This window comes from Flavobacterium sp. GW821-FHT12A05 (genome assembly GCF_058807735.1).
In genome coordinates this window covers 261,220-273,813 of record NZ_JBXAQY010000004.1, presented here as the reverse complement: position 1 = coordinate 273,813, position 12,594 = coordinate 261,220, and the positions used below count along the sequence as shown (strand labels likewise).

At 33.9% G+C, this 12,594-nt stretch carries 12 protein-coding genes and 1 tRNA gene; 8 read left to right on the top strand and 5 right to left on the bottom strand.

Going from position 1 to position 12,594, the window contains the following annotated elements:
• Nucleotides 1–147: 147 nt before the first annotated feature.
• A complete protein-coding gene (locus AC1RRQ_RS10870) occupies nucleotides 148–1,641 on the bottom strand; it encodes an aminotransferase-like domain-containing protein (RefSeq protein WP_493023044.1) in 1,494 nt (497 codons plus the stop codon).
• A 67-nt stretch (nucleotides 1,642–1,708) separates the two neighbouring features.
• Here AC1RRQ_RS10870 and AC1RRQ_RS10865 point away from each other — a divergent pair, with 67 nt between their 5' ends.
• The 3 genes from AC1RRQ_RS10865 (at nucleotide 1,709) to AC1RRQ_RS10855 (ending at nucleotide 3,931) form a co-directional block, all read left to right on the top strand.
• Nucleotides 1,709–2,173 carry a GNAT family N-acetyltransferase gene (locus AC1RRQ_RS10865; RefSeq protein ID WP_493023043.1) on the top strand — a complete coding sequence of 155 codons (465 nt, stop codon included), beginning with the start codon at nucleotides 1,709–1,711 and terminating at the stop codon, nucleotides 2,171–2,173.
• A 39-nt stretch (nucleotides 2,174–2,212) separates the two neighbouring features.
• Nucleotides 2,213–2,728, top strand: coding sequence for a GNAT family N-acetyltransferase (locus tag AC1RRQ_RS10860; protein ID WP_493023042.1), 516 nt, complete (start codon nucleotides 2,213–2,215; stop codon nucleotides 2,726–2,728).
• Between the two features lie 609 nt (nucleotides 2,729–3,337).
• A complete protein-coding gene (locus AC1RRQ_RS10855; RefSeq protein WP_493023041.1) occupies nucleotides 3,338–3,931 on the top strand; it encodes a hypothetical protein in 594 nt (197 codons plus the stop codon).
• Here AC1RRQ_RS10855 and AC1RRQ_RS10850 read toward each other — a convergent pair.
• Nucleotides 3,897–3,970: transfer RNA gene (locus AC1RRQ_RS10850), tRNA-Arg, on the bottom strand. The genes AC1RRQ_RS10855 and AC1RRQ_RS10850 overlap by 35 nt on opposite strands.
• A gap of 114 nt (nucleotides 3,971–4,084) precedes the next feature.
• On the opposite strand from AC1RRQ_RS10850, the gene AC1RRQ_RS10845 reads away from it, so the two are divergent.
• Complete coding sequence (locus AC1RRQ_RS10845) at nucleotides 4,085–4,597, top strand: adenine phosphoribosyltransferase (RefSeq protein ID WP_493023040.1); 513 nt, start codon at nucleotides 4,085–4,087, stop codon at nucleotides 4,595–4,597.
• On the opposite strand, the gene AC1RRQ_RS10840 is transcribed toward AC1RRQ_RS10845, so the two are convergent.
• Both AC1RRQ_RS10840 and AC1RRQ_RS10835 read right to left on the bottom strand, forming a co-directional pair.
• Nucleotides 4,598–5,248, bottom strand: coding sequence for a response regulator (locus AC1RRQ_RS10840; RefSeq protein ID WP_493023039.1), 651 nt, complete (start codon nucleotides 5,246–5,248; stop codon nucleotides 4,598–4,600).
• Nucleotides 5,232–6,020, bottom strand: coding sequence for a sensor histidine kinase (locus AC1RRQ_RS10835; protein ID WP_493023038.1), 789 nt, complete (start codon nucleotides 6,018–6,020; stop codon nucleotides 5,232–5,234). The genes AC1RRQ_RS10840 and AC1RRQ_RS10835 overlap by 17 nt, the downstream gene beginning before the upstream one ends.
• 42 nt (nucleotides 6,021–6,062) lie before the next feature.
• On the opposite strand from AC1RRQ_RS10835, the gene AC1RRQ_RS10830 reads away from it, so the two are divergent.
• A complete protein-coding gene (locus AC1RRQ_RS10830; protein WP_493023037.1) occupies nucleotides 6,063–6,362 on the top strand; it encodes a hypothetical protein in 300 nt (99 codons plus the stop codon).
• Between the two features lie 286 nt (nucleotides 6,363–6,648).
• Here the strand turns inward: AC1RRQ_RS10830 and AC1RRQ_RS10825 are convergent, their stop codons facing one another.
• Nucleotides 6,649–7,086: a hypothetical protein gene (locus AC1RRQ_RS10825; RefSeq protein WP_493023036.1), complete on the bottom strand. Its 438-nt coding sequence runs from the start codon at nucleotides 7,084–7,086 to the stop codon at nucleotides 6,649–6,651.
• 261 nt (nucleotides 7,087–7,347) lie between these two features.
• Here AC1RRQ_RS10825 and AC1RRQ_RS10820 point away from each other — a divergent pair, with 261 nt between their 5' ends.
• The 3 genes from AC1RRQ_RS10820 (at nucleotide 7,348) to AC1RRQ_RS10810 (ending at nucleotide 12,427) form a co-directional block, all read left to right on the top strand.
• The gene (locus tag AC1RRQ_RS10820) at nucleotides 7,348–9,363 is read left to right on the top strand and encodes a hypothetical protein (RefSeq protein ID WP_493023035.1); all 2,016 of its coding nucleotides are present in this window, start codon (nucleotides 7,348–7,350) and stop codon (nucleotides 9,361–9,363) included.
• An 80-nt stretch (nucleotides 9,364–9,443) separates the two neighbouring features.
• Nucleotides 9,444–11,606, top strand: a complete 2,163-nt coding sequence (locus AC1RRQ_RS10815; protein ID WP_493023034.1) for a hypothetical protein — start codon at nucleotides 9,444–9,446, stop codon at nucleotides 11,604–11,606.
• On the top strand, nucleotides 11,603–12,427 hold the full coding sequence (locus tag AC1RRQ_RS10810) for an N-acetylmuramidase domain-containing protein (RefSeq protein ID WP_493023033.1): 825 nt from the start codon (nucleotides 11,603–11,605) through the stop codon (nucleotides 12,425–12,427). Before AC1RRQ_RS10815 ends, AC1RRQ_RS10810 begins: the two co-directional genes overlap by 4 nt.
• The last annotated feature ends 167 nt before the right edge of the window (nucleotides 12,428–12,594 follow it).

Sequence of the window (12,594 nt, the reverse complement as noted above, 5' to 3'; positions counted from 1 at the left end):
CTTAAGTTTCTGTGGCAAAAAAGGTATCCACTCCACCATGATTCTGCCACAAAACTTAAATTGGTAGACTAACTTTAAATTATTTAAAGTCTTATATTTGATTCTGACAGATGTGATAGAACCTTAATTTGCCTAATTGATTTTTCTTTACTTGATATGTTTATTATCTATGACAGATTTTAATATTTCAATTCCTTTAGACAAATCCTCTATAGAAGAAGAAGCAAAGCCAAGTCTGGTGCTGTTTTCGTTATAACCTGCATATTGATGTGCTTTTCCATCAGAGAAATATAACCCTTTTTTATAAGCCTCTTGAGCCAATTTTTGAAGATTAATGCATTTATCAAACTTAGTCCAAACCGTCATCCCGCCATTGGGAATAGAAAAGTCAACAGTATTACCTAGTTTATTTTCTAACAAATTACAGAAAAAATTTCTCTTATCCTTATATATACTTAACGATTTTCGCAAATAGCGCTGTACTGTGCCGTCATTTATAATTTCACCCATTGCATTGTCTAAAATATGATCGCCCTGACGGTCTAAAAGTACCCGGACATTTGTAAGATGCTCGATTACATTTTCAGAAGCTGCCAGATAGCCCATCCGGAAAGCAGGCGAAAAACTTTTACTGAACGATCCGCAATAAATAACCATTCCGTTTTCATCAGCACTTGCTAGTGGAAGCAAAGGACGATTGTTGTAATGGAAATCAAAGTCGTAATCATCCTCGAAAATTATAAAACCATATTCGCTGGCGAGTTGTAATAATTCCAATCTGCGGTCAATTCGAAGAGAAACCGTTGTAGGGTAATGATGATGAGGCGTAATATAGACCATTCTTACCTTATTATGCTGGCAGATTTTTTTCAAGTTTTCTACAACCAAACCATGCTCATCAATTGGAATTTCAATATGTCTGGCTTTTGCATGCAGAAAGTTATTTTCGGCACGACGCCATCCGGGAACTCCAGAAACAATAATATCGCCGGGTTGTATAAGTGAGTTGCAAACCAAATTAAGCCCCATAACTGTTCCTCTTACAGATAATATGTTTTTTAAGGTCGTTTTTAAGCCTCGAGTTTCATTTAAATATTGTGATATAGCATTTCTATAATATTCTGGTCCGTCTGGATTACCGTAACTTCCAAATTTTTCGTAGAGCCCGCTGCGGGTTAATTGATTTCGGTATGCTCTGTAAAGCTCTTTTAATGGTGCCAGTTTTGGATCTGGAAAACCATCATCTAAATGAAAATTTGCATTAGGAACAAAATATGAATTTTCTAAATATTTTGGTTTATTGATTGTAAAACCCGCATTTTTATGAATTTTGACAGATACATTTTTAAGTTTTTCAGGATTAAATTCTGGTATATGAGAAGAAACAAATGTACCTTTTCCGGTAAAACTTTCAAGCCAGCCTTGATTTTGTAATTCTTCAAAAGATTTAGAAACGGTAATTCGGTTAATGCCCAGAAAAACTGCAAAATCTCTGGAAGAAGGTAGTTTTTGGCCTTTTTTTAGATTTCCATTTTTAATTGAAAATAATATAATTTCTGCCAGTTGAATATAAACTGGTTTATCTATTGTATTATCAGGCTGCTCATTTCTAAATATTATTTCAAAAATAGGACTATTCATTTTTATTATATTGGACTACAAATATAGTCCAATATCTTCTTAATTTTGATTTATAAAACAAATACTTATGAATGAAAATGCTGTGGTTATTAGAAAAGCAGTTGAAGCAGACAGTGAAAAAATTTGGGTTTTAATGAGAGATCTGGCTGTATTCGAACAATATATAGATGTTTTTGCTGTTACTCCGGAAGTTGTACGAGAGAGTGGCTTCAGAAAAGAGCCGCCTGATTTTTATTGTATTTTAGCAGATAACGCTGGAGAAATTGCGGGAATCCTAGTGTATTATTTCTTGCCATATACGGCTATGAATAAACCAGCTGTTTTTTTAAAAGAACTGTATGTTGATCAAAAGCATAGAGGAAAAAAGGTTGGCGAAAAATTAATGAATGCTTTGCATACAGAAGCTAAGGTGCACAACTGCTGTCAAATTAAGTGGACAGTAGCACCTTGGAATGAAGCAGGCAAAAAGTTTTATGAAAGGCTCGGAGCAAATGAAAATAAAGAATGGCTAAACTATGAATGGATACTTTAATTCAGTATGTATATTAATTTAAAATAAAAAGATCAGGTAATGACTTTAAACTTGCAGCCCATTTTAGAAAATAATCTCTGTATTTTATATCCTTTAGAGCAAAATGATTTTGATGCTTTATATCAAGCGGCTTCAGATCCTGAAATCTGGCTGCAGCATCCCAATAAAGACAGATGGAAAAAAGAAGTCTTCGAAATTTTTTTTGAAGGCGCCATCAAAAGTAAAGGAGCTTTTAAAATTACTGAGAAGCAAAATGGAAAAATTATTGGCAGTACAAGATTTTATGACTTCAATAAAGAAGACCATAGTATTTTTATTGGATATACTTTCTATACTGTATCGTCCTGGGGAAAAGGCTTTAATCATAGCGTGAAAATGACAATGCTGGATTACCTTTTTCAATATGTTTCAAAAGTAAAATTCCATATCGGGGCAGAGAATATTCGTTCACAAATAGCAATATCAAGATTAGGAGCTGAGAAAATCGCAGAAGAGGAAGTGGCATATTTTGGTGAAAAATCGAAATTGAATTTTGTCTATGAGATTAAAAAATAAGCAATAAATAAAAATAGAGGAAAATCTTCAAATAAAAAAAGCAGCTAGTGCAGGACAGCTGTCATATGACTACTCCATACAAATAACGCAAATATATAATATAGGACTTCCTTTGACTTAAAGTCTGGGAGAACAATCCTTGAGCTTTTAGTTTAACTCAAAAATGATTTTTTACAATCGATCAACATATCTTCAAATTAGCAGATGATCTGCAGACCTGCAGTATGATGAGAAAAAATCTCAAAATCTAAATAGACATTTAACAAGTTTCTTTTTCGTTGTGGCAAGATAAGCTCTTAATTGTTTTTTTAAGCGATTTCAAGTATTGCTTTTGAGAAAAGATTTATACCTAAGTACAAAGATGAAGAAGAGAAATGGGTCAATGGACAGCATGAGCCAATTATCAGTGAGGGATTGTTTTATCGGGTACAGGATGTTCTTGACAGTAAAGCACGGACATATAGGCCTAAAATTAAGACTATTGAGAATTTTCCTTTGAGAGGTTTTTTTCTTTGTCCAAAGTGCGGTCAGAAGTTAACAGGAAGTAAATGTAAAGGAAGAAATAAATATTACTATTATTATCACTGTGATAAAGTTTGTAAATGGAGAGTGAATTCCGAAATAGCTAACAAGGTTTTTAAAGACCATTTAAATAAATTCAAACCTTTAGAAGAAGTTAAGAAATTATATACCGCAGTTCTGCTTGAAGGTTACAGGGAACATACTGGAGTAATAGCTGGCGAAAAAAAGAAGTCCCTTGAGCAGATTGCAGTTTATGAAAAGAAATTATCAGTAGCCAGAAATTTATTAGTTGCCGAGAAAATCGATGCTGAAGATTACAATCTTATGAAAATTGAGTACAATGCACTTATCAGTAAGCTGGAAAAAGATATTGGAAATGTAGAAGACGACAGGGTCAGTATAGAGCACCTAACCACGACTGGATTGGAAAACCTTTTAAAGCTTGGTGAAGCCTTTGATGGTGGTACTTTAGCTGATTCCAGGGAGATAATTGGTTTAATTTTTCCGGAAAATTTTACATTTTCAGAAAACAAAATCCGCACCGCCCGAGTCAATGAAATGGTTAATTGTATCTATCTGGTAAACAATAGATTACGGGCAAAAAAAAACGGGACAAAAGATGATATTTTTCTTTTGTCCCGAGTAGTGACCTCGACTGGATTCAAACCAGTAACCTTCTGAGCCGTAATCAGATGCGCTATTCAGTTGCGCCACGAGGCCTTTTTGTTATCAATTAGCTAATTTTTTGTAGCTTTGTTGATTGCTTATTGCGGGTGCAAAGATAGACATAAATGTGACATAAACAAGCATAAAATAACATAAAAATAAAAAAAAATGAAGATTGAAAATTATGTGCGTGATATTCAAGACTTTCCAAAAGAAGGAATTTTGTTTAAAGATATCACTCCGCTGCTAAATGACGTCCAAGCGAGACAAGAATGCCTATCGATTTTGGTAAATTCTTTAAAAGGACAAAAAATTGATAAAGTAGTAGGAGCAGAAAGTCGGGGCTTTTTCTTTGGGATGTTGTTAGCACAGGAACTAAATGCAGGTTTTGTTCCGGTTAGAAAACCTAAAAAGCTTCCTTACGAAACCATTTCGGCTTCATACGAGCTTGAATACGGAACCGACAGCCTTGAAATGCATACCGATGCTATCAAAAAAGGAGATCGCATTTTAATTCACGACGATGTTCTGGCAACTGGCGGAACTGCAAAAGCTGTTTGCGAGCTGGTAGAGAAACTAGGAGGCGAAATTGTACAATGTAATTTCTTAATGGAATTAAGTTTTCTGAACGGAAGAGAAAAAATCAAAGAGTTTCCAATCTTTGCAGCGCTGACTTATTAATTAAACAAACACAATTTTGTGTTTAACCGCGTATAAGACCAAACCTATTCTGGTTTTTATCTCTAATTTATCAAATAAACATTCTCTGTATCCGTCGATGGTTTTAGGGCTCAGGCACATTTGCGATGCGATTTCCTTGTAAGTCATCTCGGTACAGGCATGTTTTATAAAAACCAGTTCTTTTTCTTTTAAACTGACTTTTTTATTGTCGCTGTTGACTTTATTAACCAGCATTCCCGAAACTAATTCGGTAAAGTAAAAACCTTTTTCAATTACACATTCTATGGCTTCTTTGAAGATCTCCGGCGAAGTATCTTTTAGCAGATAACCTTTTGCTCCGTTGGTAATCATTTTTATGATAATTTCTTCGTCGTCATTTACAGAAAGTGCAATTACTCTTAAGTCAGGTCTGTTTTCTTTAATCCATTTCATGGTGCTTAAACCATCTAAAACAGGCATATTTACATCTAATAATACTAAGTCAATATCGGTATCGAGGTTTTCCTGAAGATAGGATATAAATACTTTTCCGTTTTCAAATCGGTCGATTACGTCATAGTCGCCAAAACTTTTAATTAAAAGTTCTAAGGATTGAGAAAAAAGCTGATGATCGTCAACAATAATAATTTTACTTTTAGTGTTCGGTTTCATTGGTGGTAGTTAATGGATATTCTAAAGTTACGGTTGTTCCTGATGCATTCGATTCCATGATTAATTGAGCGCCAATCAATTTGGCCCGCAGTTTCATGTTGGTTAATCCTTGTCCAGAATTTGCTTTATTGGTATCGTAGCCAATCCCGAAATCCTTTAATTTTAACTGAAAAAGTGTTTCAGTTGTTACAATATTTACTTCGTATAAATCGCTGTGAGAGTGTTTTAAGCTATTGTGAAGTGCTTCCTGAAAAATTCGGTAAATAAACAAATCATGTTCTTCGCTTATTTTCGGAATTTCTCCGGTTAAATTATAGCGATAATGAATTTTTTTAAGTTTTTTTACGCGTTCCAGATCTTGCTTTATAGCTTCTATGAAGTTGCTTTGCAGTAAATTATCTTTATTGATAATGCGCGATAAAATCCTGAGTTCGTCCAGTGCTTTTGCCAGCACTTCTTTAAGGTCTTTTAGTTCTTTTACCTGAATACTTTTGCTGCTTATAGACATATTAAGCTGCATAATTCCAACAGAAATAATCTGTCCTATGTTGTCATGAAGTTCTTTGCTGATTTCTGAAAGGGTCTGATCTTTAATTTCGATTCTGGTTTTGACCAATTCCGATTGAAAGTACAATTCAGCTTCCATTTTTTCGACCAGATAATTGTTTTTCTTCTTTAGAAAATAAAAGAAAAGAACCAATACTATGACGAGTAAAGTTAAAAAAACAATACCTAATGAAATGACTAATAATTGTATTTCTTTTCGCTCCATAAAAATCCGATTATAAAACAACTGTGGGCCAGAAAATTTAATATGAATAATACCAGGCTGAAAACGGAATCGTCTTGTTTAATAAGAAACCAATTGATAGCCAGCATAAAGGGCGTAAAAGGAACATGGAAAACCAATATTCCCATAATGTACCAGAAAAAAACAGATCGTTTAAAATTTAAAATTTTGTCTGAATTAAAAATCTCTACCAAATATAAGCACGATAATATTAATACCAGAAGTACTCCAATAGCAAAACTGTATGTAAAGGAACGATTTGCATCTTCTTTAAAATACATAATATTTAAAAAGAAAGAAACAACAAATAGAATCAAAAAATAAACAGCGGTCATTCTGTAATTTATTTTTAACAGAAGACTGCGCAGAAGTAGTATATAGGCTGAAAAGCTAACGAACATATAAAAATTATATACATAATAATTTAATAAGCCCGTCCAATAGGTAAAATAGTATCCTACTAATTCTATTGCTACAGAAAACCAGATTAAAATTACTAAAAATTTAGCTTTCTTACCAGGCAGTTTATGCATCGAAATTAATCCGATGCAGCCTGATAATAAAGCTAAATAAATGATATAAGATCTTAAAAATTCAAACATAATTTAAATTAATATATTAAACTTGGCGGTCTACCGATGTTTCCGTAATTCATTGGTTCAAGACTTTGAATGTCTGATGACTGTGCCTCCTGAAGCATAGTAAAACCTTGAATTTTTGCGGTATTATTTTCGATTTTTTTTCCGGTAGGAACCAAGAATAGGGTTGTTAATCCGGCTTTTTCGCCGTGTTTTTCATCGTCTGGATATACACCAAAATAAAAACGTATTCCGTCTACATTATATCCGTCTTTTGCACCATTAGTTTTAATGTAATAGATATAACTTTCTAATGCTTCAAGCGAATACCATATTGCATTTGCATCTTCCTTTTTAGCGGCCTTTCCTGTTGTTAAGGATGCTGCTTTTTTACTGTTGTAATTAACATTTAACTGCTTTGCAAATTCTTTAGTTATTAACTGACTAGGTTTTGCGGGTGGATTTTTCATAATTATTTAGAATTTAATTGGTTTACTGGTTAGTTCATAGCATTTTTTAATTGTTGCCTGGACAAAATTATTTCAAACCTAAAAACACCACAAGGGGAAATATACCCTTTTTTAGTTGGGTAAAATTATTTAAAAAAATGGGTTAAAGTGCTGTTTCATAATATTTTATAATGAAACAATTTTACATCGTCGATTTTATGCATTAAAAGCGGCGCTCAAAATGAGTAACCATTAATAAGTAATAACTAAATTTTTTAAATTATGTCACAACCAACACCCCTAGGTTATCCTCACGCAGGAGCCGGAACAGTAGAAATTCTTTTAGAGAAAGAAGATGGAGCAGATTATGCAGTACTTTTTTCGCCAGATCCTAACAATATGTTGTTAAGAGATGCCGGATTACCAATGCAGTTTTACTACTATCCAAAAGCCCCAAGACTGGCAAAACATCCTGACGGAAGATTCAAATTTGCAATGCAGGTATTTAAATCAGAAGGAGATTCGTCTACCGTAATTGGAGCAGAAGGCTTGGAAGAAGAAGCCGGAGCTTATACTACCTTAACTAGTACGATCGATTTGCCGGAAGCTTTATTGAAAAAAGCGATTGATAAATTAAAAACGACGCTGCACACTAATTACAACAATCAGAGACAATCAAAATTGTTTGGTTTGTTCTCTTTTTTAAAAGGAGTCGATAGAGATTTTAATGAAACAAACGTGCGTCCAATTCAATTGACAGAAAACAAAATTGCCATGCATGTTGTGGGCGAAAAATCACCAAATAATCCGTTTGGAGGTGCCAATCCGTGGACTTTCAACATTCAGGGAGAAGGCGCAGGAACTACATTTGGCCTTGGCGATAATGCACTTTCTGTACTTATGGGGCGCAACAGTGCTTCGTTGGTAAAAAATGCACTCGAAAGCGGCGCCAATAATTTGGTAGTCGAAAACAACATTAAGTACAAAGGCTATATGCCCACAACTACAATTAAAACTACTGTCGATGTAAAAAAAGTACACACTTATTTTTCGGCGAAAGCCAATGTAAGCTGGTCTTTTGTTGATGTTAACTGGGAAAGCGAATACGAGAAAATCCTGACTCAGGGAGGTATTGTAAGCGAAATTATCACTGACAATCAATTCTCTAACGAAGAAAGAAAAAAAGTAGAAGAAGCGCTTTTTACCAAACAAAGAGATTTTGCTTTTCAAATGGTGCAAAAACAAATTTTTGACGCGCCCGAAAAACAATTTACACCAGCATCGACTCCAGAAAAACCAGGAGGATTTTTTAGAATCCTTTTCGGAATTGGAAGCGTTGGCGTAAGCTTAAAATCAGGAACGCAGATTAGAGAAGTAAAATTTACAGATGAAATTAAATTCTCTGCCATCGAAGTTTTAGATTCTAAAATCAGCGGGAACTTAACTCCTTTGACTTTAAAATCTGGGCCGGAAGCAAAAACCGAATTGAAAAAATACATCACTGAAATTCAGTTAGACGAAGATTTTTCAAAAGTTCAGGTAATTGCTTCTTTAAACGGAGGTTTAATTAAATTGGACAAAGACAGTGATATTGTGAATGATAGCCCGGTAAGCCAGGTTTCTATTGAAGTAGGGTATCCGGATTCTAAGGGCAAATTAATCTGGAAAAGTTCTGGAAGAATGATCGCTCCAGAGGGAACTCCTTATGTGAAAAATACCAGCAAATCTGGTAAAGAAATCGATGCTATTTTTCCTGCAACATGGAACGATAAATCGAAAGAAAAAAATGCTTTTGTATTTGATTTCGTAAAAAACAACGGTTCTACTAAAATTAAAGTAAGACAAGAGGTAATGTACGAAAAAGATAAGAGAATCAAGTTGAAAGACACAACAAGAGAGTTTGAATTTGAAGGAACTAAAATATTCGTGCCGCTTCCAATTCAAAACATGATCAATTACACCTTATCTACAGAAGAACTTTACGATTGCGATACGTTGGAGGTAACTTTAAAAGTCGACAAAATGTCGTCTAAAAAATTCAAGTTTACCGTTGATAATTTCGAAGATGCGATTCCGTACAGAGCCTGGTATGAATTAGATTATGCCATTAAACCAACAGAGTATAAAGTAAAATATACTTGCAGCGGTAAAATTGGTAAGAAAGCTAAAAAAGTTTCAATCTCAACAGATTACATAAAAATCGATTATTTGGAAGGCGATGTTTTATTCGAAATTCCAACAGGAACTGCAGCTCAAAATGCTGATATTGAAAAGATCAGAGCTCCATTTATGGAATAATTTTTCTGAGACATTTTGCAAAAGGGACTTCATGTCCCTTTTGTTTTCTCAAAAGTCACTAATCATTAAACCTAAACATCATGCCAGATTTAAATACCTTTAAGCTCGAAGGAACAAAATTGGTTCCTGTAAACAGGTTCAATCTTGAGCCTGCAAAACCCAGTACTTCGTTTTCAGCGGCAGCTGCGGTTAAAAAAGAAACTGATTTTAGAGTTATAGAGCATCCTATAATTCATTCGATAGAAATAAAACCAACTCCTATAATTATAGGTTTTCCAATATTTGAAAGCTATTTTCCTTTAATAGAAGATGATAACGCCATTACAGAGAACGCTTCCTTTAAGGATTATTTTAAAAATGAAATCACGTTATTCTTTCCTCAAGTTGATATAGAACCCAATAACGGAACTGTTTTTTATTATGAAAATGTAACAGATAAACTAGGGAATAAAAGTGGTTTGCTGGGAAAAGTAACCCTTAAATACAGCGTAAAAAGTAAGCCGTTGCAAACAAACCAAAAAAGTATTGCATTAAACCTAAGAGAAGCAATTTTGAATTTAAAAGTAAATCGCGATATCATAAAAATCAACGGAGTTATAAATACAATTACACAAGAAATTCAGTTTGATTTAATCGATGAAGCTGTGAAAATTGCCTTTCTGAATCTTATTTCAAATTTTAATGAAATGAAATGCAATATCGATTTATTTTTTGATTTTAAAGGATATTCGAAACTAAAACGCAATTTTCTATTTGCGAGAGATATTTCTATCCTAAGAAGCCAGAATCTCACGAAAAAGGATTTGACTACTAAATCGACGTTGCAGCCAAAAGCAATGCTTATAAGCAGTCCTTTGATGGTTAAATCGACAATGGAAGCCAGAGTTGCACCAAAAGCCGTGATATCCGAAATTCAGCGTGATAATAATATTAAGGCTGATGATCAGGAGGAATACGTAAAAAGCACTTTTCTCTTAAAAGTAAATAAAACACTGGGATATGGAGCTCCAACAAACCTTGCAACGAGTTTGTATCGGGATGTTAATGGTCCGTTTATAACCAATCCTTTCAATTTAAATGAAGATTTTTCGCAGTTCAAGCAAATATTCGTTTCCGGTTATAATTTTAATAAACTTTCGATTTATAAGTCGATGGTACAGCCCAATACCTTTTTACTGATTTCTAAAGTGTACAATTTATCAAAAGATTTAAATACGATGAAGCCTTGTGTTACCACAATTTTTCATGCGTATGAAGAAGGAGCCGGGACATCTGAAGAAATTTCTAAAATCAGTTTTCAGTTTGTCATTGGCCCAAATCTTTCAGATTATGATCTGGCGAAATTGAAAATTGCTTTACTGCAAAACAATTTTGTAGACGGAGACACGAGCGATTATTTTGATAAAGTTCAATTTCTGTTTCCTAATGATATTGAAGCAGAGTATGATATAAACGGGAATTATTTCCTGCAGCAAGCCAGTGTTACATCAGATGGGAAGCACTTTATATTTAATTTGTCAACAGAAAATTTGTCTGAAGCCAGCATTATGATAAATGCTTTTAACAACACGATTACGCAATACGCCAACATCAATTTTAAACACAAAGAAATTAAAGATACCAGTGTAATCGAATTGAATATCGAAGAAACCGTTGGTGAAATCGTCGAAGCTTTAATTGACAATCAGGCCAAACAAATCAAAATCAGCAACCAGTCTATTTCTAATTGCAAACTCAATTCTATTTTATTGGTTTACAATCAAAACGCAACGTATTTAAACAGTATTTTTTTTAAAAATTATCCGCAGTTAGTAAGCAGTGATACGAAACTTTTAGATTTTAACGCTCTTAATCCAACAGCATCGGGCGAACTGAAAAATGTATTTTTTGATTTTGAAAACATAGAAAATATAAGCTCAGAATTTAGTCAGGTAGTGTCGCAATCTACGGCATACAACAGATACATTCAGGTTGAAATTAAAAGCCAAAGCGCTGCAACGGCAAAAATCACAATCGAATTAACGGTTCAGGAAACCGGAAGTAAATTTTTATTTGAACGATTAAAAGCTGAATTTTCGACTCCTGTTCTGTTCAATTTTATTGTTAAAAACACCTTGAACAGTAATACTTTGATTTCGTATAAAGTCAATTATTATGATAAAAATGATAACCTGACAAGTACCAGAAATGAAGTTTTTGATTTCCTGTCATCAGCAAAAATAATCATAAACAAAAAGTCATGAGAACTATAAAATTAGGCACAAAATCAAGCGAAGTTTATTATTTAAACGAGCTTTTAGCAAAATCAGGTTATCCGGTTATAGTTTCGGATAATTTTGGTGTGGCGACAGATAAAGCGATTAGGGATTTTCAGCTAAAAAATAACCTGGTCGTAGATGGAGTGGTGGGGTTAAAAACCTGGTCGGCACTTTTGGAGAAAAACCGAACTTCATTTTCATCCAATTCAAAATTACTTTCAGAGCAAAATCTGATCGATTTCTCGCATCAGTTTAATCTGGAATTAGCCGTTGTAAAAGCGGTCAATGAAGTGGAAAGCAACGGAAAAGGTTTTTTGGTTGACGGAAGGCCAAAGATTCTGTTCGAAGGTCATATTTTTTGGAAACAACTCGAAAAAAGAAATATAAATCCAAGAAACTATGTTAACGCTTCTACCCAAAATATTTTATTTGAAAGTTTTAATAGAAGATATTATGTTGGCGGCGCCGAAGAATACAATCGTTTAGAAAAAGCGGCCAATTTAGGCGCAGATAAAAGTTTTAGAGATGCCGCGAATTGCTCTGCTTCGTGGGGACTTTTTCAAATTATGGGATTCAATGCTGTGCCCATTGGTTTTGGAAGTATAGGCGAATATGTAGCTAAAATGAACGAAAATGAAGGCGAACATCTAAAAGCTTTTGGAATGTTTTTAGAAAAGAATAACCTGCTGGAAACACTGCGAAGTAAAAACTGGGCCGCTTTTGCCTTGCGATACAACGGCCCAATTTACAAAACCAATAAATACGACGAAAAGTTAATGCGTGCGTATTTGAAATATTCTAAATGAAGTTGTTTGTTTCAAGTTTCAAGTTTGTTGTAATGGTAATTAAACGCGAAGTTCGCAAAGATTTCGCGCTGGGAACACAAAGCTTATAAAAAACTTTGCGAATCTTTGCGTGGACTCTTTGCGAACTTTGCGGTAAAATTATGTTCAAAGGAACCTGAAATAAGAAT